This is a genomic window from Aquaticitalea lipolytica, from assembly GCF_014641635.1.
GTDB lineage: Bacteria > Bacteroidota > Bacteroidia > Flavobacteriales > Flavobacteriaceae > Aquaticitalea > Aquaticitalea lipolytica.
Genome location: NZ_BMIC01000001.1, coordinates 649960 through 665799 on the forward strand (window position 1 = coordinate 649960; position 15840 = coordinate 665799).

General features: G+C 29.1%; 19 protein-coding genes. 9 read left to right on the forward strand and 10 right to left on the reverse strand.

All coding sequences use genetic code 11. From position 1 onward, the window contains the following. Window positions 1–9: 9 nt before the first annotated feature. The 3 genes from IEW41_RS03020 to IEW41_RS03030 are packed head-to-tail and all read right to left on the reverse strand — an operon-like array spanning window position 10 to window position 3995. On the reverse strand, window positions 10–2559 hold the full coding sequence (locus IEW41_RS03020; RefSeq protein WP_229660149.1) for a TonB-dependent receptor plug domain-containing protein: 2550 nt from the start codon (window positions 2557–2559) through the stop codon (window positions 10–12). Further along, a complete protein-coding gene (locus IEW41_RS03025; protein WP_188604854.1) occupies window positions 2510–3421 on the reverse strand; it encodes a FecR family protein in 912 nt (303 codons plus the stop codon). The genes IEW41_RS03020 and IEW41_RS03025 overlap by 50 nt, the downstream gene beginning before the upstream one ends. A gap of 49 nt (window positions 3422–3470) precedes the next feature. Then, window positions 3471–3995: an RNA polymerase sigma factor gene (locus IEW41_RS03030; protein WP_188604855.1), complete on the reverse strand. Its 525-nt coding sequence runs from the start codon at window positions 3993–3995 to the stop codon at window positions 3471–3473. Between the two features lie 102 nt (window positions 3996–4097). Here IEW41_RS03030 and IEW41_RS03035 point away from each other — a divergent pair, with 102 nt between their 5' ends. The 7 genes from IEW41_RS03035 (at window position 4098) to IEW41_RS03065 (ending at window position 8761) form a co-directional block, all read left to right on the forward strand. Further along, window positions 4098–5165, forward strand: coding sequence for a hypothetical protein (locus IEW41_RS03035; RefSeq protein ID WP_188604856.1), 1068 nt, complete (start codon window positions 4098–4100; stop codon window positions 5163–5165). Window positions 5166–5192: 27 nt separating this feature from the next. Continuing rightward, window positions 5193–5675, forward strand: a complete 483-nt coding sequence (locus tag IEW41_RS03040) for a hypothetical protein (protein WP_229660150.1) — start codon at window positions 5193–5195, stop codon at window positions 5673–5675. Window positions 5676–5852: 177 nt separating this feature from the next. After that, window positions 5853–6227 (forward strand): OB-fold protein, encoded by a 375-nt coding sequence (locus IEW41_RS03045; RefSeq protein WP_188604857.1) that lies wholly within the window; start codon window positions 5853–5855, stop codon window positions 6225–6227. Between the two features lie 13 nt (window positions 6228–6240). Continuing rightward, entirely contained in the window at window positions 6241–6996 is a 756-nt protein-coding gene (locus IEW41_RS03050; RefSeq protein ID WP_188604858.1) for a T9SS type A sorting domain-containing protein, read from the forward strand. A gap of 1 nt (window position 6997) precedes the next feature. Then, on the forward strand, window positions 6998–7846 hold the full coding sequence (locus IEW41_RS03055) for a DUF5777 family beta-barrel protein (RefSeq protein ID WP_188604859.1): 849 nt from the start codon (window positions 6998–7000) through the stop codon (window positions 7844–7846). A 1-nt stretch (window position 7847) separates the two neighbouring features. Next, window positions 7848–8213: a hypothetical protein gene (locus IEW41_RS03060; RefSeq protein WP_188604860.1), complete on the forward strand. Its 366-nt coding sequence runs from the start codon at window positions 7848–7850 to the stop codon at window positions 8211–8213. A gap of 11 nt (window positions 8214–8224) precedes the next feature. Next, window positions 8225–8761 (forward strand): YceI family protein, encoded by a 537-nt coding sequence (locus tag IEW41_RS03065; protein ID WP_188604861.1) that lies wholly within the window; start codon window positions 8225–8227, stop codon window positions 8759–8761. Window positions 8762–8850: 89 nt separating this feature from the next. On the opposite strand, the gene IEW41_RS03070 is transcribed toward IEW41_RS03065, so the two are convergent. The 7 genes from IEW41_RS03070 to IEW41_RS03100 form a co-directional block, all read right to left on the reverse strand. After that, a complete protein-coding gene (locus IEW41_RS03070; protein ID WP_188604862.1) occupies window positions 8851–9612 on the reverse strand; it encodes a hypothetical protein in 762 nt (253 codons plus the stop codon). 292 nt (window positions 9613–9904) lie between these two features. Continuing rightward, complete coding sequence (locus IEW41_RS03075) at window positions 9905–10213, reverse strand: hypothetical protein (protein WP_188604863.1); 309 nt, start codon at window positions 10211–10213, stop codon at window positions 9905–9907. Window positions 10214–10357: 144 nt separating this feature from the next. After that, window positions 10358–12346 (reverse strand): protein-disulfide reductase DsbD family protein, encoded by a 1989-nt coding sequence (locus IEW41_RS03080; RefSeq protein ID WP_188604864.1) that lies wholly within the window; start codon window positions 12344–12346, stop codon window positions 10358–10360. A 165-nt stretch (window positions 12347–12511) separates the two neighbouring features. After that, window positions 12512–12910, reverse strand: a complete 399-nt coding sequence (locus IEW41_RS03085; protein ID WP_188604865.1) for a rhodanese-like domain-containing protein — start codon at window positions 12908–12910, stop codon at window positions 12512–12514. 17 nt (window positions 12911–12927) lie between these two features. Further along, on the reverse strand, window positions 12928–13236 hold the full coding sequence (locus tag IEW41_RS03090) for a rhodanese-like domain-containing protein (RefSeq protein WP_188604866.1): 309 nt from the start codon (window positions 13234–13236) through the stop codon (window positions 12928–12930). Between the two features lie 125 nt (window positions 13237–13361). After that, entirely contained in the window at window positions 13362–13967 is a 606-nt protein-coding gene (locus IEW41_RS03095) for a thioredoxin family protein (protein ID WP_188604867.1), read from the reverse strand. A gap of 5 nt (window positions 13968–13972) precedes the next feature. After that, on the reverse strand, window positions 13973–14500 hold the full coding sequence (locus tag IEW41_RS03100; RefSeq protein ID WP_188604868.1) for a TlpA disulfide reductase family protein: 528 nt from the start codon (window positions 14498–14500) through the stop codon (window positions 13973–13975). 113 nt (window positions 14501–14613) lie between these two features. On the opposite strand from IEW41_RS03100, the gene IEW41_RS03105 reads away from it, so the two are divergent. Together IEW41_RS03105 and IEW41_RS03110 are read left to right on the forward strand one after the other, a co-directional pair. Next, a complete protein-coding gene (locus IEW41_RS03105) occupies window positions 14614–15069 on the forward strand; it encodes a MarR family winged helix-turn-helix transcriptional regulator (RefSeq protein ID WP_188604869.1) in 456 nt (151 codons plus the stop codon). An 11-nt stretch (window positions 15070–15080) separates the two neighbouring features. After that, window positions 15081–15650 (forward strand): YceI family protein, encoded by a 570-nt coding sequence (locus tag IEW41_RS03110; RefSeq protein WP_188604870.1) that lies wholly within the window; start codon window positions 15081–15083, stop codon window positions 15648–15650. Window positions 15651–15840 lie beyond the last annotated feature (190 nt).

A 15840-nucleotide genomic window follows, 5' to 3' on the forward strand; every position in this document is an offset into this window, starting at 1 on the left:
GTTTTTTTATTAAAAATAAACTCTTATAAACGCATTGGGAGTTATAGCTAAAGACTGCTGGTTTGTTTTTAATAGATTTTGATCTTGCACACTATAAAAGCTATTTATTATATTTTCTTTATCAAGCACATTCCAAACTGATAATCCAATAGTTGCATTTACATGATGGCAAAATTTTAAATCATAAATAGCTGATATATCGAGACGTAAATAATCTTCTAAAGACTGATTATTTGCTGCTCCAAAATTAACTTCGTTATTAACTATTTCGTTTCCAATAATTGGCTCGGTTGTAGGTTTCCCAGAATGCCAATTAAATCCTGCTGAAACTTTAAATCTATTTTTGGTATATGCTGTTCCTAATGTAAGTGCATGAGTAATGTTATAGTTACTTGGAAAGCTAGGCTCATCTAACGAATTAAATTTATAAGTATTATCCATAAAAGAATAGCTTAACCAACCACTAAAACTACCTATACCTTTTCTAAAGAGAAAATCAATACCTTTTACGTCATAGCTTCCACTTACGTTACTAAAGCGGTACTGATTTTGAAATCCTTGACTTTGAGAAGTTATACCATCAACCATTTTGTAATAACCTTCTAAACTTAAAAGCCATCCCTTTTTACTAAAACTAATACCTGTAGATAGTTGTTTGCTTGTAATAACAGGAATTTCTTCTTTATTTGATAATTGCCATCTGCGCTTTTCTATACCAAGAAAATCATTCTGAAAATTAACAACTTGCGATGTGTATTGATGTTTAAACTCTCCTAGAATTTCAAACCTAAAATCATTTAAAAACTTTTGATTAAAACTAAATCTTGGCTCTAAAATGCTCTTTTTAAATTTATCTAAATAATTGAATCTTGTTCCAATATTAAAAGCCGTATTTCTGTTTTTTGAAACAAATCCGATTTGAGAAAAAGCACTATATAATCTAACAACTTCAGAAATCTTTAATCTGTATAATGGATTATCTACGTCATCAAGATTTGTTACTTCTGTTTCAACAAAATGCAAACCTGAAAGCAAATTTAGCTGCTCAGTAATTCTGTAATTTGAAGTGAGTTTTAGACTAGATTCTGACACACTATTTTCTTGTAAAAATCTTTGCTCATCTAATATATTAGCATTTATAGCTTTTAATTTATAATCTGTTTCATAAACTTCGATTGATGTTTGAAATTTATCATTCCAAACTCTATTATAAAACACTGCTCCTGCTATGCTATTTTGTTTTAGACTACTCTCACGAGATTCTTGATTAGAATTTATAATTGCATTCTCGTTAAAAATAAGTTCATTACTTACATTTATAAAATTAACTCGCAATACATCTTTATCACTTATTTGGTACAACCAACGTAATGAGGTATCATAAAAATCGAATTCTTTATCTGAATTAACACTATTATTTGTATTGTTATCAACCTCAGTGTTTTGTGAAATACGTTCAAAAAAGTTTGTATATGTTGGTGTTTTTAAAAAATCACTAATTGATTTTCGAGCTGCAAATTGTATGGATGATTTTTCGCTAATTGGCACATCTGCAAATGCATTTGCATCTATAAAATTACCTCCAAGACTAGCTCTAAATTTTGAGTTAATCTCATTATCTGTTTTCATAGCTATTGTACCAGAAACACCATCTGTATAAATAACATTAGAGCCATTTTTTTGCAAGGACACTTTATCAGTAATTTGTGGGTTATACATTGAAATTAAACCAAAAAAATGTCCAGACTGATACATTTTAATACCATCCCACAGTATTAAATTTTGATCATGTGTACCTCCTCTAATGTTAATATTAGAAACCGTTTCGTTTATACTTTGTATTCCTGGAAATGCCTGAACAGATTGTAAAACATCAGCATCTACAACTCCTGGTAATATTTCAAAATTAGAGAAATCAATTTCGAAAGAGCCATCGCTTAACTTATTAATACCGCTTATCATGTAGTTTGATATAATGACTTCTGATAGTAGTTGAAAGTTTGGATACAAATAGGTATCTAAACAAACTTCTTTATTAAATACCGATGCAAGTTTAGTTACTGTTTTAAACCCTAGATATTTAATTGAAATTAGTTCGGACTCACTTTTAACTAAAAGTTGAAAAAATCCATTATTATCACTTACTGTTGAACTTGTATTACTTTGAATTGTCGCAGAGGTTAATACTGATTGAGTTTCTATATCTTTTATGTATCCGCATATTACAAACCCTTCTTTTTGTTTTACTAATATAATATTGTCGCTAATAATAGTAAAACTAAAAGGCGTATTTCGTTCTAAATAACGCAACACGTCTTCTAATGTTAATTCCTTTTTAGGCGGAATTATATATACATTCTCAATACTATCTTCAGCATAATTAAACTGATAGTTATATTGATTTTGAATAGCTTCAAAAATTGCAATAAGTGATTGTTTCTCATTTTTGACTTGCGCAGAAATAGTGAAAGAAAAAAAAGAAAATAAAATGATACTTAATAAATACTGCTTACCTTTTATTGCCATGAATAACAACTTGATTTGCTGTATTAATTTCATAGGTCAAATTCATAGGTTGGGATACAGACATTAACGCATTTTCTAAGTTATTATGTGTAAATACACCTGTAAACAAACGACTGCCATCTAATTGTTTAGTTGTAATTTTAATATCATATTGTCTTTCTAACTCCGCGATAACTTCTTTTAATGGAACACTTTCAAAACTGCTTTTGTTTTTTGTCCATTGTGGTTCTTTGAGTATCGTTTTACTTTCAGAAAATTCATTATCTAAAAATCTATAAGTATCTCCAGCATTTAGTGTTTTTGTTACAGACTGCGACGTTACTTTCACAACACCTTCAAAACATTTAACTTCAAAATAATTATCTCTTTGCTTAACATTAAACTGAGTTCCTACTACAGTAACTTTTCCATCTTTAGTTATAACATCAAAAGTATTTCCCTTTGATACTATAAAGAACGCTTCACCTGCAAGTTTTATTTCTCTGTGTTTGCTCCATGCTTTTTTATCATAGCTAACTTGTGATTTTGCATTTAGGGTAACTATTGATGCGTCTGGCAACTCAATTGTTGTTTGTTCGTGGGCTAATGTTTGTATTTCTATTGTCGTTTCTTGAAAGATTGTAAAATATAATGCAAACCCTATAACTACTATACTTGCCACACGTAATAAAGGATTTAACCATTTAAGTTTTTTGACCTTTGGCTTTTGTGACTGGTATTTCACATTAAAAGTTTCAAAATCTTCAGCTTTAGAAAAATTTGAAGCTTTAAAATGATTAGCATTATCTATAATGTCTTTATAAAAACTATAGTCATCAGATTGCAAAAAAGCTTCCTTTTCTGTGTCTGACAACTCATCATTTAACCATTTTTTTAATAAGTAATCTTTATCCATCAATCTTTCCTATTTAACAATAAAACAACTTCACCTTTAAAACTCCTGATTATTTTATTTTAAAACCTTCTAGTTCTTTCTTTAAAACATCAAAAGCACTATAAATACGATACTCAATAACCTTTTGGGTAACTCCTAAAAATTCAGCTATTTCTTTATGCTTTTTCCCTTCTACTTTATTTAGCAAAAAAGCGACTCTTTGATCTTCTGTTAACTTACTTAACGCTTTTTGGTATTTCTCGAGAAATTGATTGGTTTCTAAAACAAATTCTGGTGTTTCGTTTGTATAATTTTTATGATTTGCTTGCTGATGTTTTAAAACAACTTTTTGGTGTTTAATATCATTCAACACCATATTATTAGCAACTGTAAACAAAAACGATTTAGCCTTACTTAATGTAACATCTTTACAATTATCCCATAGTTTCATAAAAGCATCTTGTGTTTTATCTCTAGGATTAAATTGCTCTCCGTATTTGTAGTATAAAAAATTATGCAAATCATCAGCATATTTTTTATAAACACTAGCAAAGGCACGTTCATTACAAATATTCTGATTTATATCTTTTGGCAAGGCTTAACGTTTTGATATTTTAAAGGTAGAAAATATTTTTCGAAATATTTTCAGGAGTTTTAAGGTTATAGTTGTTTTAGTATTAAAGAAACATTTTATACAATGAAAATTGACTTTAAAATTATTGCGCTACTTTTTTTAATATCATTCTCATCATGCAGAAAAGAAGAAGTTGAGTTTATACAAGCTCCAGATGATGAAATTTTGCAAGCCAATTCAAGTATTGCTAATCTCATGCAACGCACAGCAATGAATGATGGATCTAATGACAACATTATAGATTATGCAAATTGCTTTAACATACAATTACCTATAACTGTTGTTGCTAATGGAACTCAAATTATAGTAAACTCTGAAAACGACTATGATACTATTGAAGATATATTTGATGAGTTTGATGACGATACAGACTATATAAACATAACATATCCAATAACAATTGTACTTAACGATTTTACTCAAGTTACAATTAATAACTCAACCGAATTAAATAATTATTCTATTAATTGTAATGGAGAAAATGAAAGTGATGATGATATTGAATGTTTAGATTTTCAATATCCAATTACTGCCTCAATTTTTAATGCCAATAATGAATTACTCCAAACCGTAACTATAAATAGCGATTTTGAGCTTTATGTTTTTATTGATAGCATTGACGAAAACGATATTGTAAGCATTAATTTTCCTATAACAGTAACATTATCAGATAACACATCCTTTACCATAAATAACTTAAATGAATTAGAAAACATTATTGAAAACTATATTAATGATTGTGATGAAGATGATGATTATGATTACAATGATGATGATTGTGATAATTGTACACCAAGTCAACTCTCAACTCTTTTAACTCAATGCCCAAATTGGACTGTTGATAAGCTTGAACGTAACAATAACGATTATGATGATTTATATGATGGCTACCTGTTCAATTTTTTTATTGATGGAAGCATTTCTGTAAGCTGGTCAAGCACTACAGTCTATGGTACTTGGTCAACTAGTGGTACTGGAAACAATATTGTTGTAGTAATTGATATTCCAAGTTTACCATATTGTAATAATAACTGGTATTTACATGAAATTGATGAAGGTTCAGGAGAAACAAAAATCGATTTAAGAGATGGAAATAATGATAGACTACGATATGAAAATAATTGTAACTAATATAAATAACTCAAAACTATTCAAATTATGAAAAAAGGACTTTTCTACGGAATGCTATTAATGTTAAATTTTACGTTAATGTCATCAATGTGTTCATCAGACGATGATAATTCAAGCTCTAATGATAATAGTGCTGAAATACTACAAATAACAAATGCAATGCAAGTTGGCACATGGCGAATTACTAGTTATGTAGATTCTGGACAAAACGAAACTAATGATTTTACTGGCTACAATTTCACTTTTTCTGCTAATGGAACATTAACAGCCACAAATGGAACTACAACTTACACAGGAAGTTGGTCTGTTACAGATAGTAATAGTAACGATGACAGTAGCTCAAATGATGACATAGATTTTAATATTTCTTTTCCAGTACCAGACACTAATGTTTTTGAAGATTTGAATGATGATTGGGATATAGTTTTACATAATAGCACAACTATAAATCTAATTGATATAAGCGGAGGAAATGGTGGAACAGACACTTTAACTTTTGAAAAAAATTAGACATAAAAAATAATGAAAAAGAAAAAATTTTATTTACCTAATTTTTTTTAGCTGACCCCAAATTTAATTTTGATTTTTAGCTAACTGCTTCAACAATAAGTTGAAGTAGTTAAAAGCTAAATAATTAATGAACTTGCCTACTACTGTTATAAATAAGTCTTAAAAACTCATTAAACAATGCGTAAATGGATTGCCATATTTATACTACTTATTATAAGTGTTTTAGTATATAAATACATATATCAAGAACACAGAAATATAAGTAACGAAGTGTCTGTATACAAAACAGCATCAAAAGATATAATAAACGAGTTTAAAGACAATTCAACAAATGCAGAAAATAAGTACTTAAACAAAACAATAGAAATCTCTGGTAATATTACTCAACATAGCAATAAAACAATTACAATAAATGAAACCATTTTTTGTCAGTTTACTGAAGAAATAACAGTAACCGAAAACAATTTTAAAATAACAATTAAAGGACGATTTATTGGCTATGATGATTTGCTAGAAGAGATTAAACTAGACCAATGCACAATTATTAATTAATCAAAAATATATTATGAAAAACAATTACACTTTCAAATTACTATTAACATTCATACTCACAGTATCAATGTTAACATTATCAAATGCACAAATAAGACTAAAAATTGTTAATCCGTCAACTGGAGCAGTAACCATTCATAATTATGGATCTAGCACAGTAAATATTGGCACTTATTGGTTATGTAATTTTCCTAGTTACGATCAACTTAATACATTAACAGTAACACAAGGTTCGTTAAATTTAGTTGCAGGAGCAGAAGTAACGGTTATTAGCACTGTAAATCTGACTGTTGCAGACTCGGAATTAGGATTATATAACTCAAGTACTTTTGGCTCATCAACAGCAATGCAAGACTACTTACAATGGGGCTCTGCTGGTCATCAGCGTGAAGTGGTTGCTGTAAACAAAGGCATATGGGTTGCAGGAACGTTTGTTAGTGCAGCAGCGCCTTTTGAATATATTGGAAATGGAGCTCAAAATGGAGTAACCTTTTGGAGCACCTTTTTAAGTGTTGAAGATTATGAAAGAGAAAACAGCTTTTTTATGCACCCAAACCCATCAAATTCAATGTTAAATATTGAACTAAGAAACGGAATAACGAATGCCAATCTTGAAGTTTATAACTTACTTGGTAAACAAATCTTAACAAGAGATATAAACTCAGAAAACGGTTTACAATTAAATATATCTAATTGGGATAGCGGAATGTATTTAGTAAAAATCACATCAGACAAAAGAGTTGAAACAAAAAGAGTAATAAAACAATAAAATGAAAAGTATACTATACATAATACTTTTACTCCCAATTATAACTTGGTCTCAAGATGATTTACTTGCTGAAATTGATGTCGACACAATGCAAAATAGCTATACAATTGCTGCGTTTAAGGGCCTTAAAATTGTAAATTTTGAATCCACAAAACTAGTAGCAAAAAAAGAACTTACTTTGATAGTGTCTCACAGATTTGGCAGTATAAAAAATGGTTTTGATACTTTTTTTGGGTTAGATGATGCTGTTACACAGCTAAACTTTGTGTATGGTCTCTCTGACAGATTTAACATAAGTGTTTCAAGAAGTTCATTTCAAAAAATATATGAAAGCTCAATAAAATACAGCCTTGCTAAACAAATAGATAATGGTTTTCCAGTCTCTATCGTTGGTTATAATTCAATTTTAATAAACACAGCATTAGACAAAGACAATTTACCTAAATTAGAGTTTAGACATAGGCTAGGCTACACAGCTCAATTAATAATTTCTAGAAAAATAAATACTAGCTTTTCAGTTGAATTAGCTCCTACTTTTTTCCATGATAATTATGTAGCCATTAATGAACAAAAAAATTCTCAATACGCTTTAGGAATTGGTGGACGATATAAATTAGGAAAACGTTGGTCTATAAACGCTGATTACGGATGGCATTTAAATAGAGCAGCTAACTCACCATTTAAAAACCCTTTATCAATTGGGTTTGATTTAGAAACTGGTGGACACGTTTTTCAAATGCATTTCACAAACGCTCAAGCTATGAATGCAAATGGTTTTTTAGGTCAAGCTTCAGGTGATTGGACAGATGGGAATATATATTTTGGGTTTAATTTAAGTAGAGTTTTTTAACATGAAAAATATTTATAAAATAAGATTTTATCTGTTTTTTATAGCCTTACTTGGTTGTACAAATGTAAGTGAGAATGATTTAGTTGATCAAACAGAACTTCCTGAGCTTATCACATATGTAAATGATGTAAAACCAATTATAGATAATAATTGTATTATATGCCATTCTAATCCTCCCCAAAATGGAGCTCCTATGCCATTATTAACTTACGACAATGTTAAAGAAGCAATGCAAAATAGAGATTTAATTGATAGAATATCCACAACAGATTTAGGATTTTTAATGCCTTTTGGAGGACCAAGATTGCCTCAAAATTTAATTGACACTATTATTCAATGGCAAGCGGATGGGCTTTTAGAAAATTAAAAAACAAACTCATGAAAACTTTATTATACTTTTTTATACTACTTGGTGCTTCAACATTTGCACAACAAAAATATTTAACCAAAACAGGGCAAATAAGTTTTGAAGCATCTGTACCCTCTTTTGAAGAAGTAGCAGCAAAAAACAACTCAGTAACTGCTATCCTAAACACAGAAAATGGTGAGTTTGCTGCTTTAGTACTTGTTAAAGCTTTTCGGTTTAAAAATGCTTTAATGGAGGAACATTTTAATGAAAATTATGCTGAATCGCACTTATATCCTAAAGCAACATTTAAAGGTAAAATTAAAGATTTTGATTTCAAACAACTAAAAGACACTTACAAAATTAGTGGAGAATTAACTTTTCATGGTGTAACAAAACCTATTAATAATGTTACTATCAAATTAAAAAATACTGATGGGAATATAACTCTATCTAGTAGCTTTAAATTACTGCCTTCAGATTATAATATTAAAATTCCTAGTATTGTAAAAAGTAAAATATCTGATGAAGTTGTTACTACTATTGAGTTACTTCTTGTTAAGCAATAACTTTTAATATTAAAAAAAACCTCACTATAAGTGAGGCTTTTAACTATACATATTATAACTAACTCTATTTATTTTTACAATCAATAGCTTTACTTTCCACTCATATTTTTATTATAGACCCAAATCTCATCCCATTGATTTTTGAATGTTATTTGCTCTAATTCTAACTGGTTTTGCCAAGAGTTTTCTCCATTAACCTTATTAAAATTTTCTACCCAATTTACATCTCTATCAAAATCAGCCCAATTTGGACTAAAACTAAAAGTAGCAATGTGTCTACCAAGATCACCTTGTCTAAACTCGTTATAATAAATTCCCCAAGGATTAACTCCATCAAGAGCTTTAACAGTTTTACTTACCCTTTCAAAAAACAAGTTTACACCAGGCGTTAAACCATCTTCAACCTCATAATACCTTACAAACATAATAGGGTATTTTGTTTGGTCTCCATCAAGCATACCTGTATTATTTAATTTATCATCTGCTCTCCAATACTCAATTGTATGCATTTTTTTAATGTATGGCATAACATTATCTCTCCAATCTTCATCATGACCTCCTGAATCTGGTCGAGTATCGTTATGCTTATACATCATTGGTCCCATTTCCCATATAATGTTTCCTGAATTTGGGCCAGATACAATAATATAAACTGCAGCTTCAAAAGGTCCACTTTTATGGTACGTTTGATTATGCTTGCGCATATTGGTTTCTAATATCTTTAATTTCGTAAAATCTGGAGTAAGCATAATATCTTCCCACAATTTGTAATCTTCTTGTGCTACAAGAGTAAATGATGCTCCTAATAGCATTACTAGCATCATTATTGATGCAATAAATTTTTTAAACATAATATTATTATTTAGTTGATTTTTTAGCATTACGCAACTTTTACATAATGATGGTTGTTATAAAATGTAATAGTATTACATATAATAAATGGAATGTCTCTGTAATCCATTTAAGATAAAGGATCAGCTTTGGAGTGAAGTAAAATTAGACTGTTGTATGTATAATTTAAAACGATATTGGATGAATGAGATGAATTATTGTCCGAAGACAATATATTATTTACCAATTACTAAATTAAGGCATAAAAAAAGCCTCTCATTATGAGAGGCTTGAAAAATATTTTAAGCTTTCCTAAGCTATATTTACATTGTTATTTTTATTTTTTAAGCTATGCTTTTGAAATACATTTTGTCTGAATTGTGATAGTCTTTCAAATTCAGCTTTTATCTCATTACTTCTTTGCTGAAGTTTTTCATATTTTTCAGAGATAATTTTTTCTTTTAAAGCATGCTGCTCATTAATTTGAGCTTCTTTTTGTAATTGCCTTTTTTCAATTGCTCTTAGTTTTCTTTCTGCTAAGTATTCTGAAGAATAAGAATACACATACATTGCAGAGAATAGCAATCCAATTATTGATAGTATTATTAAAGCGTCATTCATAATATCTTAAATTAAAGGTGTTATTAATTCAAGATTTGGGGATACTTGCTATTGCAAATGTATCAGATATGTTAAAATATCAACTATATTTTAGATAAAACGCATTAAAATGAGTATAAAAGTATTTTTTTTATAAAAATTTAACTATTTACTTTGGTTTTTAAAATTTTTAAGCCCAGTTTTTAACCAATTATAATACTCTTCAATATCTGGAGTATATGCTGTTGTATGATTTAGCAATTCCATATTATGATTTAATAACACATAATAAGGTTGTGAGTTGTTTTTAAAGTTAATCGTTTGCAATGTAGCCCATTTATCTCCTATGGTTTTTATTTTTTTGACAGTTCCGTTATGTTTCAAATAGTCAAATTGCATATCAGTTGCTAATTCTTTTCTATCATCTACATATAGAGAAATAACTATATAATCGTCATTTAAAATATTAAACACTTTTGGTTGGCTCCAAACCTGCTCTTCCATTTTTCTACAATTAACACAAGCCCAACCCGTAAAATCTAACATTATTGGTTTGTTTTGTGCTTTAGCTGCTGCTACGCCTTCATCTAAGTCTTTATAACAATTAAGTCCAAGCGGACACTCAGAACTTTTATCATAATAACTATAGAATAATGGAGGTGGAAAACCACTTAACAGAGTTAAGTTTGCCGCTTTAGTATTTGTTAATCCAGGTATTAAATACACAACAAATGCAATTGTAAGCAATCCAAAACCAATTCTACCTTTACTTAGTTTATTAATTGGCCCATCATGAGGAAATTTTATTTTTCCAAATAAATACAATGCTAATCCAATGCCTATAACAATCCAAAGCCCTATAAACAATTCTCTTTTTAAAAGTCCCCAATGCTCAACTAAGTCTGCATTTGATAAGAATTTAAGCGCTAAACCAAGCTCTATAAACCCTAACACTACTTTTACTGTATTTAACCATCCACCAGATTTAGGCAACGAATTTAACCACTTTGGAAACATAGCAAATAATGTAAAAGGTAATGCTAAAGCTAAACCAAAACCACTCATACCAAGTGATAATTGAGTTGCACCTCCATCTGAAGATAATGAGCTACCTAATAAGGTTCCTAAAATTGGTCCTGTACAAGAGAATGACACAATTGCTAGCGTTAAAGCCATAAAAAATATTCCGATAATTCCACCAATTCTATTTGCTTTACTATCTAATGCATTACTCCAAGAAGATGGTAATGTAAGTTCGTAAAATCCGAAAAATGAAAAAGCAAAGGCTACAAAAATCACGAAGAATATAACATTTAAGGTAACATTGGTCGAAATATTATTAAGTATTTCAGCATCAATAGTATCTATTAAATGAAATGGAAGGCTTAAAATAGCATATATTAAAAAGATAAAAAACCCATACATAATTGAGTTTGCCATTCCTTTTTGGCTATTAGCTCCGCTTTTAGTAAAAAACGAAACTGTTAATGGTATCATTGGGAATACACAAGGTGTTAGTAAAGCAATTAATCCGCCTAAAAACCCTAATAAGAAAATTGTAAAATTACTTTTCTCTTCTACCTTTTCTTGTTTAAAATTTTCCCATCCTGTAACATTCATTTCTAAAGCTTCTGATAATGCCTTACTTCTATCATCTATTGTTACTGGAATTACTACATTAGCTTTTGATGGGTCTTTTTTTATTATATCAAACTCCAAATCTATATAATTTGGAGGTGTACATTGCTTATCATCACAAGCCATAAATTCGACTTGACCTATAATACTAGCTAAGTCTTTATTCAAAATTTTTACACGTTGTCTGAACTCAGCTTTATCTTCAAAAAACTTAATTTTCATCATAAAAACTGGATCATCAACTGTATGACCTTTTTCTTCTGATGTTTTACCTACTAATTCATATTCATCATTAGCTGTAAAAGTAAATGTAGTTGGAATTGGACCATCTTCTGGCACATTTTGAGAGTATAGATGCCATCCTTTATCTATAGTAGCTTTAGCAATTAAATCGTATTCAGTATCAGATATTTTCTCAATAGAAGTATCCCACTTTACTGGTTCTAAAATCTGTGACTGGACTGTTGAAAGTGAAACAGTAAGTAAAAAAATGAGACCTAATAAAAATTTATTCATTGCTTAACTTTTTCAATCTTATAAAAAGATATTGATTTACGTAAAGCAACAAAAATAATAGAAGTAAGCTAATGTCACCTATAAAGGTTTCATAAATTTATGCTAATATGAGAGATAGTAATTATTGAAAATAAAAAAAGCTGAGTATTAAACTCAGCTTTTTTGTTAGTTTTCTGTCTGGATTTTAAATCCTTTAAATTTCCATTTGGTAATACCTCCATCGAGATCAAAAATTTTAATAAATCCTGCCGCCTGAAGCTTTTCAGCACATTTAGCACTACGTCCACCAGATTTGCAATACAATACAACTGGTTTAGATTTATCTAATTTTAATATGTCTTCATCAAATGTTGGTGAATTAAAATCTATGTTTTGAGCATTGTCAATAAATCCATCTTCAAGCTCTTTTGGTGTTCTTACATCTACTAATTGTACATCTTTTTGTTCAAGTAGTGTTTGCATTTCTTCTGGAGTTACTAATTTAATTTCTCCTTGTGATTCATCTTTACAGCTAGTTGCTAATACCATTATAGCAACACTTAAAATTGTTAATACTTTTTTCATTTTGATTGATGTTTTTGTTATTCGACGTCTCCAGTCCACTGACTAAATCCTCCTATTAAATTATAGGTGTTTTTAAAACCTAATTGATTCATAACTGCGCAAGCTTGAGCACTTCGCCCACCAGCTTTACAATACACATAATAGTTTTTAGATTTATCTAAAGCATCTACTTCATAAATAAACCCTTGACCTTTATAAATATCTATATGAAGAGCGTTAGGAATTTTTCCTTCATCTACCTCATCTTGAGTACGTACATCTAAAATAACAGCGTTATTGTCATTATTAAGTTGCTCTACCCAATCTAGTTGTGTTAAATCTGCCATAATTTACTATCAAAAACTATGCTAAATTAACTTTTCTTTATGATAAAGACGAAAAAAAATCCGAAGTGTTACGCTTCGGATTCAATTTTTAACATTTTTCTCCTTTTAAAATGGAGACTTAATTTTTAAACTTTAATTGAACAACCTATTGCTCTAGTTTCTTTTTCTGAAATTTCTTTACCTGATAATAATGCATCAACAGCATTTTCAACATATTTAGTTTTTACAGCTGCAGCATCTTGATAATTATCATCTATAGCTCCAATATATTTAACTTGATTCCCTTTTTTGGTTTTTTGAAGTAAATACACATGAGGCGTTTTTGTTGCTCCATATTGAGGATAAATTTTTTGTCCTTCATCCATTAAATAAGGGAAAGTAAACCCTTTAGCTTTAGCTCTTGCTTTCATAGCTTCCATATTATCTCCTGGCTTAACATCTGTGTTATTTGGCATAATAGCAATAACAGGATACCCTTTTGAAGCATATTTTTTGTTTAAAGCCTCTACTCTATCTTCATAAGCAACAGCATAAGGACAAGTATTACAAGTAAAAATGACAATAAACCCTTTAGCGTTTTTATAATTTGCTAAGGATACCATTTTACCATCAACGTTCTTTAAATTAAAATCGGTTGCAATATCACCAACTTTATAACCATTGCTAGTGGTTGTAAATGCAGATGCAATTACTATTGTAATAACTGCAATAAATGTTTTTAATGTGTACATAATATTTATTTTAAGAATTGTTTGACTTCGGTTTCTAATTCATTGTATGTAAATGACTGTTCGTAAAACTGTCGTTTATTTTTATTAAAAATGATAGTTGCTGGTATAGCGCCAGACCAAGTTTCATGAACTTTTGGAATCCATGTGTTAGAATCTACATCGTTTAATGCAACTACCTTAGACTTTAAGTTTTTACTAATTATAAATGGTTTTAACTTTGACTCATATTTATTTGGAAAATCTAGACTTACTAAAATAACCTCAACATTTTTATCGGCATATTTATAGTTTAACTCTTCAAAATATGGCAGTTCTTTTACACAAGGTGCACACCAAGTTGCCCAAAAGTTAACTACATAAATCTTATCTGTAGTAGTACTCAAATATTTTTGCAACCCATCAAAATCATAAACTTCTAACTCAATTGATTCCTCAACATTATCGTTTTCAATTTTTGCAGCACTATTAGTTGCTTCTGGTTTATCCTTACATGAAACCAGTAAAATTATTAATAAATAGGTAAGTATCCTCATGATATAAAGTTATAAATCTGAATGAAACCTATTAAAACTTTAACAAAATATTATAGCTAAATATATTTTTTGAGTTGATATAAATATTACATTTGTATATACAATTGTTGTATATGAAAGAGTTAGAAGATATTTTAAAAACCAGTAAAACATTACCATTGTCACGTAAAACAATAATAAATGTGTTTTTGTCAAATACGTACTTTAAGGACGAAATGTTGTCTGTTTTAAAACCTTTTGACTTGTCTGTAGAACAATTTAATGTATTGAGAATTTTAAGAGGTCAAAATGAAAAACCGCTAAACCTACAAGATATTCAAGATCGAATGGTCAATAAAATGAGTAATACTACACGTTTAATTGATAAATTACTTTTGAAAGGTTTTGTAGAGCGAAATACTTGCGCAAAAAATCGCAGAAAGATTGAAATTTTTATAACTCAAGATGGGCTTAAAACATTATCTGTATTAGATCCAATAATTGATGATATAGAACAACAAATGACATCAAATTTATCTCAAACAGAATTAGAACAATTAAATAATTTATTAACAAAACTTAAAGCTTAAAATTAAACACTATGAAAAACAACATTTTAAAATCAGCATTTGTATTTGTACTAGCGTTAACTGTAGTATCATTTACTTCAATTTCTGACAAAACTGTTAATGTAAAAGACAGCCAAATAACTTGGAAAGGTTACAAAGTAACTGGTCAACATGAAGGTACAATTAGTTTAAAAGAGGGAACTCTAACATTTAAAGACAACAAACTTACTGGAGGTAATTTTGTAATGGACATGACATCTTTAACTGTAACAGATTTAGAAGGTGGAATGAAAGGTAAATTAGAAGGTCACTTAAAATCTGATGACTTTTTTGGAGTAGAAAAACACCCAACTGCATCATTTAAAATTACTAAAGTTGAAGGTAAAGACGGTAAATATAAAGTTACTGGAGCCTTAACTATTAAAGGAAATACAAACACAAATACATTTGATATGACTGTTGATAAAAACTCAGCAACTGCTGCTTTAAAAATTGACAGAAGTAAATATGATGTAAGATATGGATCGACTAGCTTCTTTGAAAACTTACAAGACAAAGCTATCTACGATGAGTTTGACCTAAATGTGAATTTAAAATTCTAAAAAAGAATTGATTTTTAGCAACATTTAGTGACGAGAATCCTGCATTTGCAGGATTCTTTTTTAATTTTAACTTAAATAGTTTGAAAAACTAATTTTCATTTCTATATTTGACAAACATTAAAAACAAAAATGAACACAATTTTAAATCATACTTGGTGGTGGAACTTTCGAAACTCAATTTCGTGAAGTA

Coding starts and splice junctions, on each gene's coding strand:
- IEW41_RS03040 (WP_229660150.1), top strand. CDS start 5,193: ATGAAAAAAGGACTTTTCTACGGAATGCTATTAATGTTAAATTTTACG.
- IEW41_RS03025 (WP_188604854.1), bottom strand. CDS start 3,421: ATGGATAAAGATTACTTATTAAAAAAATGGTTAAATGATGAGTTGTCA.
- IEW41_RS03085 (WP_188604865.1), bottom strand. CDS start 12,910: ATGAAAAAAGTATTAACAATTTTAAGTGTTGCTATAATGGTATTAGCA.
- IEW41_RS03060 (WP_188604860.1), top strand. CDS start 7,848: ATGAAAAATATTTATAAAATAAGATTTTATCTGTTTTTTATAGCCTTA.
- IEW41_RS03110 (WP_188604870.1), top strand. CDS start 15,081: ATGAAAAACAACATTTTAAAATCAGCATTTGTATTTGTACTAGCGTTA.
- IEW41_RS03035 (WP_188604856.1), top strand. CDS start 4,098: ATGAAAATTGACTTTAAAATTATTGCGCTACTTTTTTTAATATCATTC.
- IEW41_RS03100 (WP_188604868.1), bottom strand. CDS start 14,500: ATGAGGATACTTACCTATTTATTAATAATTTTACTGGTTTCATGTAAG.
- IEW41_RS03095 (WP_188604867.1), bottom strand. CDS start 13,967: ATGTACACATTAAAAACATTTATTGCAGTTATTACAATAGTAATTGCA.
- IEW41_RS03080 (WP_188604864.1), bottom strand. CDS start 12,346: ATGAATAAATTTTTATTAGGTCTCATTTTTTTACTTACTGTTTCACTT.
- IEW41_RS03070 (WP_188604862.1), bottom strand. CDS start 9,612: ATGTTTAAAAAATTTATTGCATCAATAATGATGCTAGTAATGCTATTA.
- IEW41_RS03045 (WP_188604857.1), top strand. CDS start 5,853: ATGCGTAAATGGATTGCCATATTTATACTACTTATTATAAGTGTTTTA.
- IEW41_RS03055 (WP_188604859.1), top strand. CDS start 6,998: ATGAAAAGTATACTATACATAATACTTTTACTCCCAATTATAACTTGG.
- IEW41_RS03075 (WP_188604863.1), bottom strand. CDS start 10,213: ATGAATGACGCTTTAATAATACTATCAATAATTGGATTGCTATTCTCT.
- IEW41_RS03050 (WP_188604858.1), top strand. CDS start 6,241: ATGAAAAACAATTACACTTTCAAATTACTATTAACATTCATACTCACA.
- IEW41_RS03065 (WP_188604861.1), top strand. CDS start 8,225: ATGAAAACTTTATTATACTTTTTTATACTACTTGGTGCTTCAACATTT.
- IEW41_RS03090 (WP_188604866.1), bottom strand. CDS start 13,236: ATGGCAGATTTAACACAACTAGATTGGGTAGAGCAACTTAATAATGAC.
- IEW41_RS03105 (WP_188604869.1), top strand. CDS start 14,614: ATGAAAGAGTTAGAAGATATTTTAAAAACCAGTAAAACATTACCATTG.
- IEW41_RS03020 (WP_229660149.1), bottom strand. CDS start 2,559: ATGAAATTAATACAGCAAATCAAGTTGTTATTCATGGCAATAAAAGGT.